At 74.7% G+C, this 16799-nt stretch carries 15 protein-coding genes; 2 read left to right on the top strand and 13 right to left on the bottom strand.

The window, feature by feature from the left end:
- Positions 1-31: 31 nt before the first annotated feature.
- Complete coding sequence (locus ACWEPF_RS34835; RefSeq protein WP_449797559.1) at positions 32-1192, top strand: metallophosphoesterase; 1161 nt, start codon at positions 32-34, stop codon at positions 1190-1192.
- A gap of 169 nt (positions 1193-1361) precedes the next feature.
- A complete protein-coding gene (locus ACWEPF_RS34830) occupies positions 1362-2168 on the top strand; it encodes a hypothetical protein (RefSeq protein ID WP_452175736.1) in 807 nt (268 codons plus the stop codon).
- 65 nt (positions 2169-2233) lie between these two features.
- Here ACWEPF_RS34830 and ACWEPF_RS34825 read toward each other — a convergent pair whose 3' ends face one another.
- The 13 genes from ACWEPF_RS34825 to ACWEPF_RS34765 all read right to left on the bottom strand — a co-directional run.
- Positions 2234-3520, bottom strand: coding sequence for an MDR family MFS transporter (locus ACWEPF_RS34825; protein ID WP_452175735.1), 1287 nt, complete (start codon positions 3518-3520; stop codon positions 2234-2236).
- Between the two features lie 98 nt (positions 3521-3618).
- Positions 3619-5322, bottom strand: coding sequence for an ABC transporter substrate-binding protein (locus tag ACWEPF_RS34820; RefSeq protein ID WP_452175734.1), 1704 nt, complete (start codon positions 5320-5322; stop codon positions 3619-3621).
- A gap of 68 nt (positions 5323-5390) precedes the next feature.
- A complete protein-coding gene (locus ACWEPF_RS34815; RefSeq protein ID WP_452175733.1) occupies positions 5391-6161 on the bottom strand; it encodes an SDR family NAD(P)-dependent oxidoreductase in 771 nt (256 codons plus the stop codon).
- A gap of 106 nt (positions 6162-6267) precedes the next feature.
- Entirely contained in the window at positions 6268-7212 is a 945-nt protein-coding gene (locus tag ACWEPF_RS34810) for a transketolase family protein (protein WP_452175732.1), read from the bottom strand.
- A complete protein-coding gene (locus tag ACWEPF_RS34805; protein WP_380149514.1) occupies positions 7209-8027 on the bottom strand; it encodes a transketolase in 819 nt (272 codons plus the stop codon). The genes ACWEPF_RS34810 and ACWEPF_RS34805 overlap by 4 nt, the downstream gene beginning before the upstream one ends.
- Entirely contained in the window at positions 8024-9886 is a 1863-nt protein-coding gene (locus tag ACWEPF_RS34800; protein WP_452175731.1) for a M20/M25/M40 family metallo-hydrolase, read from the bottom strand. Before ACWEPF_RS34800 ends, ACWEPF_RS34805 begins: the two co-directional genes overlap by 4 nt.
- A complete protein-coding gene (gene argC / locus ACWEPF_RS34795) occupies positions 9883-10935 on the bottom strand; it encodes an N-acetyl-gamma-glutamyl-phosphate reductase (RefSeq protein ID WP_452175730.1) in 1053 nt (350 codons plus the stop codon). Before argC ends, ACWEPF_RS34800 begins: the two co-directional genes overlap by 4 nt.
- A complete protein-coding gene (locus tag ACWEPF_RS34790; protein WP_452175729.1) occupies positions 10928-12247 on the bottom strand; it encodes an aminotransferase class I/II-fold pyridoxal phosphate-dependent enzyme in 1320 nt (439 codons plus the stop codon). The genes argC and ACWEPF_RS34790 overlap by 8 nt, the downstream gene beginning before the upstream one ends.
- Positions 12244-12888, bottom strand: coding sequence for a DegT/DnrJ/EryC1/StrS family aminotransferase (locus ACWEPF_RS34785; protein ID WP_452175728.1), 645 nt, complete (start codon positions 12886-12888; stop codon positions 12244-12246). The genes ACWEPF_RS34790 and ACWEPF_RS34785 overlap by 4 nt, the downstream gene beginning before the upstream one ends.
- 73 nt (positions 12889-12961) lie before the next feature.
- Positions 12962-13825 carry a RimK family alpha-L-glutamate ligase gene (locus ACWEPF_RS34780; protein ID WP_452175727.1) on the bottom strand — a complete coding sequence of 288 codons (864 nt, stop codon included), beginning with the start codon at positions 13823-13825 and terminating at the stop codon, positions 12962-12964.
- Positions 13822-14010: a lysine biosynthesis protein LysW gene (locus tag ACWEPF_RS34775; protein WP_345288908.1), complete on the bottom strand. Its 189-nt coding sequence runs from the start codon at positions 14008-14010 to the stop codon at positions 13822-13824. The genes ACWEPF_RS34780 and ACWEPF_RS34775 overlap by 4 nt, the downstream gene beginning before the upstream one ends.
- A gap of 78 nt (positions 14011-14088) precedes the next feature.
- Positions 14089-15414, bottom strand: a complete 1326-nt coding sequence (locus tag ACWEPF_RS34770; RefSeq protein ID WP_452175726.1) for an ATP-grasp domain-containing protein — start codon at positions 15412-15414, stop codon at positions 14089-14091.
- A gap of 98 nt (positions 15415-15512) precedes the next feature.
- A partial coding sequence (locus ACWEPF_RS34765) for an MFS transporter (protein ID WP_452175725.1) occupies positions 15513-16799 on the bottom strand: 1287 nt, incomplete at its 5' end.

Raw genomic sequence — 16799 nt, 5'->3', positions numbered from 1 at the left:
TAGGGGAGAGCGGTCTTCCTATGATGGGCGAATGACACCCGAGGACCGCCTCCCCGGGCCTGAGCTCCCCGAGTCAGGCCCCCGCCAGCCGCAGGACCTCGACGTGCTCCCGTACGGCTCCTACTACGAGCCTCCCGAGCCGCCCGGCGGCTACGGCTACGACGCCACGTACAGCGGCTACGGCGGTGCCCGGTTCCTGGAGCAGCACTGGCCGACGGTCAGTCAGACCGCTTCCGGCTACGGCCCGGAGGCGGTCCAGGAGCCCGTCCACGAGTACGGGCACGAGGCGGCGGGGTCCGACGACCCGCCGACCATGGAGCTGGCCCAGCCGGTGCCGCCGGAGGAGGTCCACTACCCGTACCCGCAGCCGGAGCCCGGCGAGGCGCCCGGCCCGCTGTACGTGGTCGGCGACGTGCACGGCTACCTCGACGAGCTGCTGGCCGCACTGCACCAGCAGGGCCTGATCGACGCCGAGGGCCACTGGTCGGCCGGCCGCTCCCGGCTCTGGTTCCTCGGGGACTTCACCGACCGGGGCCCGGACGGCATCGGCGTGATCGACCTGGTGATGCAGCTGGCCGCCGAGGCGGCCGCGGCCGGCGGGTACTGCCGGGCCCTGATGGGCAATCACGAACTGCTCTTCCTGGGCGCCGCCCGCTACGGCGACGAGCCGGTGCAGTCCACCGCCGGGACGGCCTCCTTCCTGGCCGCCTGGCGGCTGAACGGCGGTCAGCAGAGCGACCTGGAGCGGCTGGAGTCGCACCACGTCAGCTGGCTCTCCCGGCTGCCCGCCATCGCCCTGGAGGACGGCCACCTGCTGCTGCACTCCGACACCACCGCCTACCTCGAGTACGGCGCCAGCCTGGACGACGTCAACGAGGCGGTGCACCGGCTGCTCGCCGACGAGGGCGCCGACGAGTGGTGGGACGCCTTCCGCCGCTTCACCAAGCGCTTCGCCTTCCGCGGCCCGGCCGGGGCGCAGGCGGTGCACGAGCTGCTCGGCGCCTACGGCGGCCACCGGGTGGTGCACGGGCACAGCCCGATCCCGTACCTGACCGGCTCCACGCACGCCGAGGACGGCGTGCCGCCGCACGTGCCGGGGCCGTACATCTACGCGGACGAGCTGGCCGTGGCGATGGACGGCGGGGTCACCATGGAGGGCCGGCTGCTGGTCGCCCGGCTGCCGCTGGACTGAACCGCCGTCAGGAAGCGTCCTGAACGGTCACGTTCACGTCCCGGGCGCGCACCGGAACGTACGGAAAACCGGAAAGCGACTGTGTTCCGGGCGCCTCCGGCCCCTACCATCGAGTCGATCTCGCACACCCGCACCTCTCGCAGCGCGACGACGGAACGGGGGTTCCTCCGTGGACCAGGCCCCGCAGCACACCGCACGCTTACTCCCCGAGGACCGGCCGGACTTCGACCGGGCCCTGGACGAGGCCCTGCGCGACCCCGCGCTGGGCGCCGCCTTCGCCGCCCCCGGGCCGCACCTGAACCCGGCCCAACTCCGCACCAAGGCCGCGCAGTCGGCCGACGCGGTGGCCGCCCCGGCGGCCGACGAGTACCGGCGCTACACCGCCCTGCGGGCGGCCGGGCCGCCCGCACCGCTCGGCCTGACCGACCGGCTGCGCAGCGAGGAGGGCGCCGGGCTCTTCCCGGTGCTCACCGTGCTCACCCCGATCCTGGCCGGCCTCGCCGGGCTGCTGCTGCTGGTGATCGGCTACGCGCTGCGCGGCGCCTCGCCCGAGCTGGCGCTGGCCCGGGCGGTGGTGACGGCCGGCTGGGTCTCCCTGGCGGTGGCCGTCACCGCGCTGGTGGTCGGCATCGTCGGCCTGCTGCTCACCGCCCTGCGGGACGGCGCCGCCCCGGCCCAGGACGCCGAGCTGGCCGGGGCCCGGCAGGCCTGGCTGACCGCCCTGCACCAACGCGCCCTGCTGCCCTGGCTGGTGGCCAACCTCTACACCGATCCGGCGCCGGCGCCGGCCGCCGTCCCGAGACCGGGCCCGCGCCCCGGCTCCCCCGGCTACTCCAGCCCCGGCTTCACCAGCCCCGGCGTCGAGGGCGTCACGACCCCGGACGGCCGCACCCAGCGCCCGGCCGACTTCACCGGCCCCGGCTACACCTCGCCCGACTTCGCCTCCCCCGACTTCACCGGCCCCGACGAGGTCTGACCCCAGGTCACCACCGCGCGGCCCGCACCCGCGGAAGGCCCGGACCACGCACGCCGGACACCGCGTCAGCGCTCGTCCGACCGCGCCGGGCCGGCGGCGACCTGGGACTCCGCCGTTCCGGCGGCGGCCTCGGCGGCGGCGACGGCCGTGGTGCGGCGGGCGACCGCCGGGCCGAGGAGGTACTGGGCGAGGGCGGCGCCGAGGCCGATGGCGGCGCAGGCGAGCCAGAGGGTGGCGGAGCCGTGGCCGAGCAGCCAGGCGCCGACCAGGGGGGCGGGGAGGCCGCCGAGGGACCAGGCGAAGCCGTAGACGCCGCTGTAGCGACCGCGCAGGTGGGGCGGGGCCAGGGCGACGGCGGTGGCGGCACTGGCGCCGGTGAAGGCGATCTCGCCGAGGGACCAGATCACGGTGGTGGCGGAGAAGCCGAACGGGGAGGAGGCCAGGGAGTTGAGGCCGAAGCCGACGCCGACCAGGACCATGCCGGCCACCAGCACCTTGTTGAGGTCGGCCCGGCTGAGCCGGCTCGCCGCGAGCGGCTGGACCACGCTGATCACCACGCCGTTGACCGCCATCGCGACACCGAACGCGGCGGGCGACAGGCCCTCCGCCCGCATCGCCAGTGGCAGGGTGGACATGGTCTGCATGTAGACGAAGGCGTAGCCGCTGGTGGTGAGGACGAAGGCGGTCATCACCTTGTCCCGGAGCACCGTGCCCAGGCCCTCCGCCCGCTTCCCGGCCGCCGCCACCGCCGCGGCGGCCCTGGCCGGCGCGGTCTCGCTCACCGCGAACCAGACCATCAGGCCGAACGCGGCGCAGCTGGCCGCGTCGACCCAGAACAGCCACTGGAAGCCGAACTTGACCAGCACGCCACCGATCAGCACGCCGGCGGTGTAGCCGAGGTTCACCGCCCAGAACAGCAGGCTGTAGGCCCTGGTGCGGTCCTGACCCGGGATCAGGTCGGCCACCAGGGCGGTGGAGGCGGGCCGGTAGACGTCGATCGCCACCCCCAGCAGGAACAGCTCCACCGCGAAGGCGCCGATGCTCTCACTGCCGGCCAGCGCGACCATCAGGGCCGCGCTGGCCAGCATTCCGCCGAGCAGGGTGGTACGCCGGCCGAACCGGTCGGCCAGCGCGCCCGCGATCAGCTGGGAGAACACCTGGCCGACCGCGAACAGCGCCAGCAGACCACCGGCCGAGGCCACCGAGAAGCCCCGGCTGGTGGTCAGGTAGAGCGCGAAGAAGGGCTGGACCATGGTGCCGATCCGGTTGACCAGGGTGCCCGCCCAGAGCACCCAGAAGGCACTCGGCAGACCGCCCAGACCCCCCAGGCCGGCGCGCAGTCGGGACGTCACGGAGCTCCTGCGGAGCGGTTCGGTCGACACCCGGTCATCCTCCTCTGTTCACGATCGGATCGGCAACGGCCTTGCAGGACAGACTTGCTGGCGTTCCATCAGCTCAGCACGTGCACGCGGGTGAGGTTGGGGAAGGAGTACAGCGCGCTGACGAACAGCCCGCCCACCTCCGGCCCGACCAGCGAGAACTGCCGCTTGTAGAAGACCGGGATCAGCGGCGCGTGGTCGGTCATGATCTCCCGGTCGATCTCGGCGTACCCGGCCGCCGCCGCGGCCCGGTCGGTCTCCTTGCCGAGCTCGGCGAGGCGCCGGCTGATGTCCGGCACGTCGAAGTACGAGAGGTTCATGTTGCCGGTCGCGGTGATCCGGTCGCCGCGGAACAGCACGTCCATCACGCCGGCCGGGTCCGGGAAGTCCGGCCCCCAGACGCCCCAGATCAGGTCCACGTCGGTGTCCCGGCGTCCGACCGTGCTGTAGTACGCGGCCCGGTCCACCGGGACCAGTTCGATCCGGAAGCCGGCCCGCTCCAGCGCGGTCCTCACCACCGGGGCCAGCCTGCGCAGCGGGGCGATGTCCTGGAAGGCGTACCGGAGCACCGGCACCTCCTTGCCCTCGATCAGCCGCTTGGCCCGCTCCACGTCGCCGTTGGGCCCGGCCGGGTAGGCGTCGTACGGCTGGTGACCGGGCATCATCGGGGCCAGCACGGTGGTGGCCGGCTCCGCGGCGGCCGAGCCGCCGGCCGCCTCGACGTAGGACTCGCGGTCGAAGGCGTAGATCAGCGCGCGGCGGACGTCGAGGTCGGTGACCCGCTGCGTGTTGATGTAGACGTACTGGGCGTACGGGGTCGGCCCGTCCAGCACCCGGGAGAGCTTCTCCGGGTCGATCTGCACCGAGAGGATGTCGGCGGGTGCCACGTCGGTGGTGGCGATCGAGGTGGCGTCGGCCGCGTCGGGCTCGGCCAGCCGCCGGGTCTGCGCGGTCCGGTCCACCCCGAACTCCCAGCGGATCCGGTCCACGTACTGACGGCGGATCGGGTCGGTGGCCGGGCTCCAGTGCGGGTTGCGCTCCAGCACGAAGTACTCGCCCGGCACGCTCTCCGCACGCCGGTACGGGCCGGTGGAGAGCCACTCCGTCTCGTACTCGGCGCCGGGGGCGCGGTCGGCCGGGACGGGGGTGGTCGTGGTGGTGGCGGCGAAGAACGGGAAGTCCGGGTACGGCTCGGCGAGCCGGAAGACGATGGTGCGGTCGTCCGGGGTGGTGACCCCGGGGGCGGGGCGACCGTCCGGGCCGGGGCCGCGGTAGGTGCGCTCCGGGTCCAGCGCGCGCTGGATGAACTGCGGTCCGTAGTCGCCGAGTTCGGAGAAGGACCGGGCCACGGCGTGCGCCACGTCGGCCGAGCCGATCGGGGTGCCGTCCGAGAAGGCCAGGCCCTCGCGCAGGGTGTAGGTCCAGGTCAGGCCGCCGTCGTCGGTCCGGCCGGCGTTGGTGGCCAGGTCGCCGACCAGGGTGAGCACCCCGCCCTCCGGATCCTCCACGTACCCGGTCAGCGAGCGGTGGAACAGGGCGGTGGCCACTGCGAGGGTGGTGCCGATGTAGGTCTGGGCCGGGTCCATGTGCTCCGGCGGGGCGTCGGCGAGGAGGGTGACGGTACCGCCGGGCCGGGCACCGGGCACCTCGGGCGCCGGGGCGGTCACCACTCCCTGATGGTCGATCACCAGCCGCTGGCCGCCCGGGTGGGCGGTCGGGTCGAGGGTGGTCGGGTCGAGGGCGGTGTCGTCCTGGGGGCCACGCCGATCGGTCATGGTGCTGGACTCCTTCGGTCCGGGCCGGCGGGCTGCCGCCGGCGGGTGGTCGGGTGAACGGCGGTGGGTCAGAGCAGGCTGCGGGTGGCACCGCCGTCCACCGGCAGCACGGTGCCGGTGACGAAGGCGGCCCGGGTGGAGGCCAGGAAGGCGGCGGCCGCGCCGAGCTCCTCGGGCTCGGCCAGCCGGCCCGCCGGGATGTCGGCGGTCAGGCCGGGGATGCCGCCGGACAGACCCTTCGCCCAGTGCTCCAGCTCCGGGGTCCTGGTCATCCCCGGGGCGAGCACGTTGACCGTGATGCCGTCCGGACTCAGCTCGTGCACCAGCGACTTGGCGTAGCCGAGCAGGCCGGGCCGGACGGTGTTGGAGAGCGCCATGCCGGAGATCGGCTGCTTGGCGGCCAGGGAGGTGATGAACAGCACCCTGCCCCAGCCGGCGCGGCGCATGTGCGGCACGGCGGCCGAGACCAGCGAGACCGCCGAGAGCAGGTTCAGCTCCACCGCGTCCCGGTACGTCTGCACGCTGTGCTCGGTGGCGTGGCCGGGGCCGGGGCCGCCCGCGTTGGTCACCACGATGTCGACCCCGCCGTGCAGTTCGGCGGCCCGGGCCACCCAGTCGGCCACCGCCTCCTCGTCCCGGACATCGAGCGGGAAGCCGCTCACCGAGCCACCGGCGGACTCCTTCTCCAGCGCCGCCACCGCCCGGGCCAGCCGCTCGGGGTCGCGCCCGGCCACCGAGACGGTGGCCCCTTCCCGGGCGAAGGCGGTGGCCACCGCCAGGCCCAGTCCGCTGGTGCCCGCGGCGACCAGCGCCACCTTGCCGGCGAGTCCGAGATCCATCCGTGTCGCTCCTCATGTGTGCTGCGGGTGTGCTGTGGTCGGGTGAGAACTCCTGCCCTGCGGGCAGGTCGGCCGGTACGTCGGCCACGCGGGCCCCGGGGCCCGCTCAGTCGTGGGCGGCGGCCTCGGCGGCGGCCAGCACGGCCGGGAGGTCGAGGCCGAGTTCGGCCAGCACGTGGTCGTGGTCTCCGCCGTGCGAGGGCCAGCCCTGGCCCGCGTTGACCCCGTGGACGGTGGCCTGCCGGAGCAGCAGGGCCAGCGCCGAGGCCACCCCGCCGGCCGCCCGGTGCTCCTCGACCACCACGAACCGCCGGTACCGTCCGGCCAGTTGGACGGCGGCCTCGGCGAGGTGCTCGTGGTCCAGGTAGCAGAGGTGGGCGTGCGCCAGCTCCGGCCGCTCCCGGCGGGCGGCCAGGCTGAGCTCGGTGCCGACCTCGCCGACCGAGACCAGGCAGACCTCGGCCGCCTCCGGTGCGGCGTCCCAGCGCAGCGCGCCCAGCTCCTCGCCGTCCCGGTGCAGGCCGACCGGATTGGCGCCGCGCCCGGTGCGGATCCAGTGCGGACGCCCGGAGGCGGCGGCGGACCGGATCACCGCCCGCATCTCGGCCTCCCCGTACGGCGCGGCGATCACCACGCCGGGGACGGCGCCGAGCACCGCGAGGTCCTCCAGGCAGTGGTGGGTGGTACCGAACCAGGCGCCCGAGACGCCCGCGTACGGAGCCACCACGCTGATGCCGGCGCCCAGGTAGCCGAGCGCCAGCTTGAGGCTCTCGGCGGCCCGCAGCGCGGCGAACGGCGCGAAGGTGGAGACGAACGGGCGGAATCCGGCCAGCGCCAGCCCGGCCGCCATGTCGATCATCGCGCCCTCGGCGATCCCGACGTTGAAGAACCGGTCGGGGTGCTCCTCGGCGAAGGGGTGCTTGCGCCCGCCGAGATCGGCCTCCAGGCAGAGGATCCTCGGGTCGGTCCTGGCCAGCACGGCGAGCTCGGCCCGGTAGGCGTCCCGGCCGGACAACACCACCGGATCCTCCAGGAGTTGCGTGGCAGTCATCGGACGAACCGCTTCCACTTGGCCGCCCGGGCGGCGTCGACGCTGACGTAGTGCGAGGCCGCCTTGCCCTCCAGGGCCGGGACGCCCTTGGCCTTGACGGTGGTGGCGACCACCGCGAGCGGCGGGCCGTCGGGGTCGCGGTCCGGGGCGAGCAGCGCGTGCAGCGCGCCCAGGTCGTGGCCGTCCACCTCGGCGGTCTCGAAGCCGAAGGCGGCGAACCGCCCGGCGAGGTTCGGCAGCGGCGAGATGTCCGCCACCAGCCCGTCGTTCTGTCCGCCGTTGCGGTCCACCAGCACCACCAGCCGGCCCAGTCGCCGGGCCGCCGCGACCTGGCAGCTCTCCCAGACCAGCCCCTCCTGGAGCTCGCCGTCCCCGAGCACCGCGAAGGTCAGCCCGGCCCGGCCGGAGAGCCGGAGGCCGAGCGCCCAGCCGGCCGCGTACGGCAGCCCGTGGCCCAGGCTGCCGGTGGGGAACAGCACGCCGGGGACGGCGTGGTTGGGGTGCCCGGTGTAGTGGTGGGCCGGGTCGGCGTAGAGCGGGGCCGGGTTCTCCGCGAGGATGCCGCTGACGTGCAGGGCGGCGTAGAAGCCGGCCGCCGCGTGCCCCTTGCTGAGCACCACGTGCCCGCCCTCGTCCTGCCCGGCCCGGTGCAGCGCGGCGATCAGCAGGTCGGTGACCGAGAGGCTGCCGCCGAGGTGGCAGCCCCGGGGGGTGGCGGCCATGTCGATGACCAGCTTCCTGGCCTCCCGGGCCCGGTCGGCCAGGACGTCCACCATCCGCTCGGCGTCGGCGAGTTCGGCCTGCAGCACGCTCATGACGCCCCCTCCGTCCGGGCGGGGTCCGCCGCGAACCACTCGGCCACCGCGCCGGCCAGCACCGCCCGCGCGGTCCGGTACTCCTCGGCCGTCACGTGCTCGCGGTCGGTGTGGTCCAGCGCCGCGTCGCCGCCGCCGTAGGCGACCATCGGCACGCCGTGCCAGCCGGTGGCCAAGGTGTTCATGTCCGACGTCCCCTTCTTCACCAGGTACCTGGGCCGGATGCCGGCCTTGGCGAAGGCCCGGGCGAAGGCCCGGGCCGGCGTGCTGGTCCGGCCGCCGCTGTGGCCGGGGGTGGCCCGCAGCTCGGTCACCTCGACGCCGTCGCCGGCCTGGTCCGCCGCCGCCTTCCGCACCGCCGCCAGGTCGGCGCCCGGCGGTACCCGGAAGTTCAGGACGGCGGTGGCCCGTTGGACCTCCCGCTCGGTGCCGGAGCCGAGCGAGATCAGCGCGTCCAGGGCCTCCGGGGCCTCCTTGAGCACCGCGGCCCGGATCCGCTCCAGCGCGCCGAGCAGCGCGTCCGGTGCGGACAGCGCGTCGTAGCCGGCCGAGTGGCCGCTGAGCACCGTCGTGGTGATCCGCAGCTTGAACAGACCGAAGTACCCGAGGGTGAGCGCCCCCGAGCCGCTCGGCTCGCCGACGACCACGGCCTCGGCCGGGTAGTGGTCGCGGACGTGGAAGGCGCCGCGCGAGGAGGAGATCTCCTCCTCCACCGCACCGACCACCAACAGCTGGGCGCCGTCCGGCACTTCGGCCTCCGCCGCGACCTCCAGGAAGGCGGCCAGCGCGGCCTTGGCGTCCACGCTGCCCCGGCCGTGCAGGGTCTCGCCCTCCCAGCGGACCGGCCAGTGGTGCGGCACGGTGTCCAGGTGGCCGAGCAGCAGCAGCCGGCGCGGGCCCGCCCCCTTGGCCGCGACCAGGTTCCCGGCCTCGTCGATCCGGGCGGTCAGACCGTGCTCGGCGGCCCACTCGGCCAGGTACTCGGCGAGCTCCCGCTCGTCCTCGGAGACGGACGGGACCTGTACCGCGCGGCCCAGCAGTTCGAGATCGGGCGCGGGGGCCGGGGCCCGCCAGAACCTGGTCCGCCCGGCCGGGCGGGCCAGCGCGTGCGGACCGGTGATCGCCACGTCCGCGACGCCGCCGGCCAGCGCCAGCTCGGCCGCCCGGACCTTCTGCTTCATCCGGCCGCCCGCGTACCGCCCGGCCTCGCCCGGATGGGCGTGGCGCAGGGTGGCCGACGGGTCGGCCGGGTCGGTGAGCAGCCCCGCGGTGCCGGTGACCAGCCGCAGGTGGTCGGCGCCGGTGGCGTTGGCCAGCTCGGCGGCCAGTACGTCGGCGTCCACGTTGATCGCGGCGCCGCCGTCCAGGTCGAGCACCGGCGGGCTGACGCAGACCACGTCGTGGGTGTCCAGCAGCGCGCTCAGCCGCGCCGTGTCCACCGCCGCCACCGTCCCGGCCCGGTGGTCCCTGACGACCCGTGACCTGCCGTCCACCGACACCTTCAGCGGCCGGTTCGCCCTCCCCGAGACCAGCCCGGTGCGCGACGCGACGCCGGTGAAGACGTTCAGCCCGTGCGCCGTCAGCCCGTCCGCCACCAGCGGCAGGGTCAGCTCCTCGTAGGCCGCCACCACGTGCGGCACCTCGTCCGGCGGCAGGTAGCGGACCTTGTCGCCGTTGGCCAGCTCCAGCCAGCGGATGGCCCGGCCGGTCGCCTCGTAGTGCCGCTCGATCCCGGCCGCGCCGCCGGAGACCAGCAGCACCCGGGCGCCCCGGCGGGACAGCTCCGCCACCTCGGCGAACACCTCCGCACGGTCGAGCGTGCTGCTGCCGAGCTTCACCACGTACAGCGGCCGGGTCACGGGGCCACCGCCGTGAACGGCAGGCCGGTCACCTCGGGCAGCCCGTGCAGCCGGTTGAAGGCCTGCACGGCCTGACCGGCCGCACCCTTGAGGAGGTTGTCCAGGGCGGCCACCGTGACCACCCGGGTGCCGCGCACCGCGACGGCCACCTCGGCCACGTTGGAGCCGACCACCGACTTGAGCATCGGGAAGTCCTGCGGCGACTTGGGCGCGGGCCGGAACCGGACGAACGGCGTGCCGCCGTACGCGGCGGCGTAGGCCCGGCGGACCTCCAACGAGCCCGCCCCGTCCCGCAGTCGGCTGTAGGCGGTGGCCACGATGCCGCGCGCGGTGTCCAGGCTGTAGGTGGAGAACTGGAGGTCGGGGACGGCACCGGCGTGGTCGGCCAGCGCCTGCGCCACCTCGGGGCCGTGCCGGTGCCCGAAGGGCTTGTGCACCCGGAAGTTGCCGCTGCGCTCGGCCGGGTGCTCGGAGATCCTGCGGCCGGAGCCGGTGGATCCGGTCTTCACGTCCACCACCACGTCGTCCTCGATCAGCCCGGCCGCCAGCAGCGGCTGGAGGGCGTAGAGGGTGGTGGCGGCCATGCAGCCGGGCAGGTTGACGAAACGTCCGGGCGGCAGCTCGCCGAACTCCGGGACGTAGTAGGCGAACGGCTCGGTCCACTGGGCCGAGGCCGGGTAGTGCGCGGCGGCCTGCTTCGGGTCGCGCAGCCGGAAGTCCCCGGCCAGGTTCAGCACGCGCTGGGCCCGGTCGGCCACCAGGCCCATCCGGCCTGGGAGTTCGCCGCCGGGCAGGCAGCCGAAGGCGACGTCCACCTCGGGCAGCTCGTCCAGCGGACGGTACGTCAGCTTGGCGGCGGCGGGGTGGTTGCGCAGCCAGGGCAGCACCGAGCCGACGGTCTTGCCGGCCGAGCGCTCGGAGGAGACGAAGACCAGCTCGGCCGCGGGGTGGTCGAGCAGCAGCCGGATCAGCTCGGAGCCGGTGTACCCGGTGGCGCCGAGCACCGCGACGGTGAACCGCCGCTCCTGGGGGGCGAGTCGCTCAGCCAAGGCGGGCCGCCTTCTGCTGCGGACGGAGGTGCTCCTGCTCGGTGGCGATCTTGCGGATGGCGTCCGGGCGGCGGGCCACCTTGCGGAAGGCGTCCGCGTAGCGCAGCGCGCGCTCGTACTCGACCGGGGAGCGCAGCTCGCGGCAGAGCACCAGCGTGCTCTCCAGCATCGCCACCACGTTCGGGAAGTCCTCCGGGCGGTGGTCCCGGACGGCGCCGGGGTTGAGGGTGAACGGGTAGCCGTTGCCGAAGCCGCCCCGGTGCCGGAACGGCAGGTGGCAGGGGATCGGGGTGTTCTGCCACTCCCGGGCGGGCACGCCCTCGGCCACCAGGAGGCGGTGCACCGCCTCCTTCACCGCGTGCACCGGCAGGTCGTCCAGGCCGACGCCCTCGGGGGTGAGGGTGATCCGGTACATGTTGTAGGCGTGGGTGCTGCCCTCGGGCACGTGCGGGGCGCGGAACAGACCGGTCCCGGCCAGTGCCTCGCCGAGCAGCGCGGCGTTCCGGGCCCGGACGGCGTCGTAGAACGGCAGCCGGCGCAGCTGGCTGCTGCCGAAGGCGGCGGCGATCCAGGACATCCGGTAGTCGATGCCGTGCCGCTCCAGGTAGTCCACGGCCCGCTGGTGGGCCTCGTGGGTGGCGAAGAAGGCGATGCCGCCCTCACCGCCGAGCGGGAAGTTCTTGTCGGCCATCAGGCTCTGGCCGGCCGCGTCGCCGATCGATCCGGCCACCCGGCCGTCCTGGGTGGCGGAGTGGGCGTGCGAGGCGTCCTCCACCAGGGCCAGTCCGTGCCGGTCGGCCACCGCGCGCAGGGCCGGCAGGTCGGCCGGCAGGCCGTGCACGTGGACCGGCATCAGGGCCCGGGTCCGCTCCGTGACCAGGGCCTCGGCGGCGGCCGGGTCCAGGCAGTAGGTGACCGGGTCGATGTCGGCGAAGACCGGGACCGCCCCGGCCGCCACCACCGCCTGGGCGGTGGCGATGAAGGTGAAGGCCGGCACGATCACCTCGTCGCCGGGCCGCACCCCGGCACCGACCAGGGCCAGGTGCAGGCTGGAGGTGCCGCTGGCGGTCGGCAGCGCGCGGTGCGCGCCGACGTAGGCCCGGTACGCCTCGGTGAAGTCGTCGACGGCCTTCTGCGGCTCGGCCCGCTGGGCGAGCAGCATCCCGAAGACGTCCTCCTTGGTGATGACCGGGAAGATCGTCCGGCGGGACTCCTTGGCGATGATCGGGTCTCCGCCGAACTCGGCCAGCTGGGCGTCCAGTTCGGCCGGGTCGGGGAGCGGGAGCGGGGCGGCTGGGAAGTCGGTGATCACGTCGTTGCTCCTGACGTGGCCGGGACGGCGGTCGCGGCCTGAAGGAGGGCCAGCCGGGCGCAGGCGGCCACCAGCGGGCTGAGGCGGTAGTTGAACTGGACTCCGGGAACGAGCTCGGTGCTCTCCTCCTCCTGGGTCCACATGGTGCGCAGGTCGAAGGCGCCGAAGATCTTGAGCCGCTCGGCCCGGGCCCAGACCCGCGGGTCGTCGGTCAGCACGGCCGCGGCCGGGCCGAAGCCGAGACCGGTGAGGTCGACCACCAGGGCGGGGGCCCCGGCGGCCGCGCCGGTGCGGGCCAACTCGCCCAGCCGGTGGGCGTTGTGGCCGTCCAGCGAGATCTGCACGAAGGACGGGGTCTCCCCGGCCTCCCGCACCGTGACGCCCAGCCAGGAGACGAAGGCGGCGGTCGGCCCGTCCAGGCCGGGCAGCACGGCGGTGTCGCCGTACCCGATCTCCTGGCCGGTCAGCGCGGCGTGCACGGCGGCGGTCCTGGTGTTCACCAGGACCGCCTTCCGGCGGCCGGTGATCTTCGTCAACTGCCGTTCCAGTCCCGGCAGTTCCCGGTCACTCTTCTCGATGCTCATCACGGTCCCCGAGGTCAGTACCCGGGTCAGGACGACCGCCGTGTCGAACAGTTCCATCGAACCCTCTTCGTCGGTGTGGCAGGGCAGTTGGCCGGACCGGCCGGCCCCGCCTGGCGGTGGGGCCGGCCGGTCAGCCGGGCAGCGAAGCGGCGAGGTGGTCGGCCAGCCGGCCGGCCACGTCCACGCCGTGCAGGGCCGAGGACTTGGCGAACTCCGGGTTGGCGTTGACCTCCAGCACGGCGGTCTCACCGGTCTCCCGGTCCTCGATCAGGTCGACCCCGTAGAACCCCTCGCCGAGCTGGTCCACCACGGCCAGGCAGAGCTTGGCCATCTCCTCGGTCAGCTCGGCCCGTTCGACCTGGGCGCCGAGGTGGGTGTTGGTCCGCCAGTCCTCGGAGACCCGGCGGAAGGCGACCACCGGCTCCCGGCCGACCACCACCACCCGCAGGTCGTGGCCCGGCTTCTCGACGTACTGCTGGACCAGCACCGGGAAGAGCTTCCCGGTCGCGTCCACCGACTCGCGGGCCCCGGTCCAGACGTCCAGGCACTCCTCGTCCACCAGCCGGACCACGCCCCGGCCCCAGGAGCCGCTCACCGGCTTGACCACCGAGGGCCAGCCCAGCTCCTCGACCGCCTCCCGGACCTGGTCGTGGGTGAAGGCGTGCAGCGAGCGCGGGTGCGCGATGCCGTGCCGGGCCAGCATCAGGGCCTGCAGGCCCTTGTCGTTGCAGACCTCGATGGCGGCGGCCGAGTTGAAGGTGGGCACACCGGCCTGCTCCAGCCGGCGCGCGGTGCCGATCGCCTCCCGGTGCGAGAGATTGCGCAGCACCACCAGCCGGGGCGCCGCCTCCCGCCCGGACAGCACGCCCGCCAGGTCCGGCGGGAGCGCGGTGCGCACGGTCACGCCGCGGGACCGCAGGGCGTCCAGCAGCAGCCGCTCCTCCGGCCGCAGCATGGTGAGCGAGAGCAGGACGTCGGCCGCCTCCCGGCTCACTCGCCCCAGTCCTCTTCGACCTCGGGGGCCAGCTCGACCTTCACGGTGGCGTCGGTCTTCTCGACCACTTCGTGCTCCTGGCCGCAGGCCCCGCACTCCAGGATCTCGCCGACCTCCCAGCCGGGCTGGACCTCGATCGGGCTGTCACAGACCAGGCAGGCGGGGGCGGTTGTGGTGGCTGACATGGTTCCTCTCCTCTGTGTTCGTCGGGTAGTGGTGGTTCGGGCGGACCGGGTGTCGACCGGTCCGGTTCCGACCGGGGGTCAGCCGGCCGGTGCCGGGTCGACGACGACCCGGACCTGCTCGGCGAAGGTCTTGGTGGCCTGGGCGATCGGCTCGCCCAGCGGGGCGTCCAGGATCAGCGAGGCGGAGCGGTGGCCGGAGTCCACCTGCGGGCCGAGCAGGTCGCCGGGGCGGCGGCCGGTCAGCACCGCGTGCAGCGCGGCCGGGGCGTCGGCGGCGAGCGGGGCGAAGGACGGCCAGCGGTCGTCCCGGGCGGTCCAGTACACCTCGGCGCCCTCGGCGGTGACGTCCGCCAGCACGCCGTGCCCGTGCTCCAGGAAGTGCTGCCGGGCCCGCCGCCGGGGCTGCGGGTAGGAGGCCGGGAGACCGAGCGCCAGGTCGAGCATCACCGGCTCGACGCCCTGGCCGGTGGCCAGCTCCCAGAGGAAGGTGATGCCGTCGCCGGGCAGCCGGGCGGCCACCTCCATCAGCACCACGCCGCGCTCGGTGTACCGGTACTCGGCGTGCGTGATGCCGTCCCGCAGGCCGACCAGCCGGAGCACCTCGCGGTTGGCCGCGACCAGCGCCTCCCGGGTCTCCTCGTCCAGCTCGGCCGGCGAGGTGTGCTCGACCTCGGTGAAGTAGCGGCCGCCGGCCTCGTTGCTCTCCTTCCCGGTGACGCCGGACCAGATCACCTCGCCGCCCTGCACCAGCGCCTCGACGGAGTACTCGGGCCCGCTCACCCGGGCCTCCACCAGCGCCGTCTCGTGCCCGGCCAGTGCGCCCAGTGCCTCGGTCAGCTCCGCCTGGGTGTGCACCATCCGCACCCCCGAGCTGTAGAACCGGCCGGCCGGCTTGACCACCACCGGGAACTCCCCGGCCGGCAGGGTGAAGGTGGCCCGCTCCTCGGCCGGGACGGTCCGCCAGGCCGGGGCGTAAGCCGGGGCGGCGATCCGCTGGAGCAGCTTGTCCCGGCAGATCAGTGCGGCGGCCGAGCCCGTGCCGGGCAGGCCGAGCGCGTCGGCCAGCACCCCGACCGGCTCGACGAAGACCTCGCCGACCGAGATCACCCCGCGCACCCGGTAGCGGTGCAGCAGCGGCGCCACCGCCGGGGCCACGGTGGACGGCTTGGCGTCGGCCACCCGCACCACCTCGGCCAGCCCGGCCAGCGGACTGGCCGGATCGGCCCGCAGCTCGGCCAGCCGGTCCTGGTCGGTGTCCGGGCTGACCACCGCGATCGGTGCCAGGCCACGCCGGACGGCGTCGGTGATCAGGCGGCCCTGACGGGCCAGCACCACCAGGTCGCCCATCAGCAGCAGGGCGTCGGGACGGTTCTCGGGCGGTTCGGTCCGGTGGTCGGAAGGCATGATGATTCGTCACTCCGTGGGTCAGAGGGGGGCCGGGGCGGGTGGGGTCCGCCGCCGGCCTCGGTACGGGTGCGGGTCTCGTCGGGCGGCGGGTCTCGTCAGGCGGCGGCCGGGACGGCGTCCCGGGCGGCGGCCGGGTCCTCGTGCCGCCCGCCCTCGCCGTCCGAGCCGGAGCGGAGCAGGGTGACCGCGAAGACCAGCCAGCCGAGCAGCAGGGCCACCGCCGCCACCCACAGGGCGGGCCGCAGGCCCAGCCCGCTGCCGGCCGCGCCGCCGAGGGCGGCGCCGATGCCGATGGTGCCGAAGGCCACGAAGCGGTTGGTGGCCGAGGCCGGGGCCAGCAACTCCTCGGTGGTGGTGCGCTGACGGGCCGTCAGACTGAAGATGTTGAAGACGGTCAGGCCGAAGCCGTAGACCACGAAGGAGGCGGTGCAGAGCGCGGCGGTCAGCCAGACCGGGCCGGAGACCAGCGGGAAGACCAGCGGTCCGGCCGAGGCCAGGCCGATCCCGGCGATCAGGGTGCGGGCCGCGCCGAGCCGGCGGCCGATCCGGGCGGCGGCCATCGAGCCGAGCACCGAGCCCGCCCCGCCGATGATCATCGTGATCCCGAGCAGGCCCGGGGAGAAGCCCAACTCCTTGACGGCGTAGACCAGGTAGAGGGTGAGCACGGCCTGCTCGAACAGGTTGAACCAGGCCGCCTGGAGGGTGAGCCGGCGCAGCAGCGGCACCCGCCAGGAGAAGGTCAGGCCCTCCCGGACGAGCCGGACGATCCCGGCCCGGGGGGCCGCGGCCCCTGCCGGGACGGCCGGGGCCGCCCGGTGCCGGATCAGCGTGAAGGAGACCACCGCCAGCAGGTAGGCCGCCACCGCGAGGGAGAGCGAGAGCGAGCCGCCGAGCGCGCCCAGCAGGATGCCGCCCAGCCCGGGCGCGGCCACGGTGGCCAGCGCGTAGGTGGTCTCCAGCCTGCTGTTGGCCACCACTAGCCGCTCGCCGTCCACCAGCGCCGGGGCGTAGGCGAGGGCGCAGACGTCGGCGAAGCAGGTGATCGCGCCGATCGCGAAGACCACCGCGTAGAGCAGCCGGATGTCGAGGCCGCCGAGCGCGGTGACCAGGGGGACGAGGGCCAGCAGCACCGCGTTGGCGGTGTGCGCGGCGATCAGCACCGGGCGGTGCGGACGGCCGCTCAGCCAGGCCCCGGCGAACAGGGTGAACACCAGCAGCGGCAGGAACTGCGCCGCGTTCAGGAGGCCGACCTCGGCCGGGCCGGCGTCCAGGGCGACCACGGCCACCAGCGGGATCAGCAGGGTGATGCCCTTGCCCGCCAGATTGGCCAGCGCCTGGCCGAGCCAGAATCGGCCGAAGTCCGGCGAGATGACCAACGCCTG

It is taken from the genome of Kitasatospora sp. NPDC004289 (assembly GCF_053602875.1).
Note: the sequence above shows the minus strand (reverse complement) of the source record. Positions and strands in the feature narration are given on the sequence as shown.

Coding starts and splice junctions, on each gene's coding strand:
- ACWEPF_RS34835 (WP_449797559.1), top strand. CDS start 32: ATGACACCCGAGGACCGCCTCCCCGGGCCTGAGCTCCCCGAGTCAGGC.
- ACWEPF_RS34820 (WP_452175734.1), bottom strand. CDS start 5,322: ATGACCGATCGGCGTGGCCCCCAGGACGACACCGCCCTCGACCCGACC.
- ACWEPF_RS34815 (WP_452175733.1), bottom strand. CDS start 6,161: ATGGATCTCGGACTCGCCGGCAAGGTGGCGCTGGTCGCCGCGGGCACC.
- ACWEPF_RS34810 (WP_452175732.1), bottom strand. CDS start 7,212: ATGACTGCCACGCAACTCCTGGAGGATCCGGTGGTGTTGTCCGGCCGG.
- ACWEPF_RS34805 (WP_380149514.1), bottom strand. CDS start 8,027: ATGAGCGTGCTGCAGGCCGAACTCGCCGACGCCGAGCGGATGGTGGAC.
- ACWEPF_RS34785 (WP_452175728.1), bottom strand. CDS start 12,888: ATGGAACTGTTCGACACGGCGGTCGTCCTGACCCGGGTACTGACCTCG.
- ACWEPF_RS34775 (WP_345288908.1), bottom strand. CDS start 14,010: ATGTCAGCCACCACAACCGCCCCCGCCTGCCTGGTCTGTGACAGCCCG.
- ACWEPF_RS34770 (WP_452175726.1), bottom strand. CDS start 15,414: ATGCCTTCCGACCACCGGACCGAACCGCCCGAGAACCGTCCCGACGCC.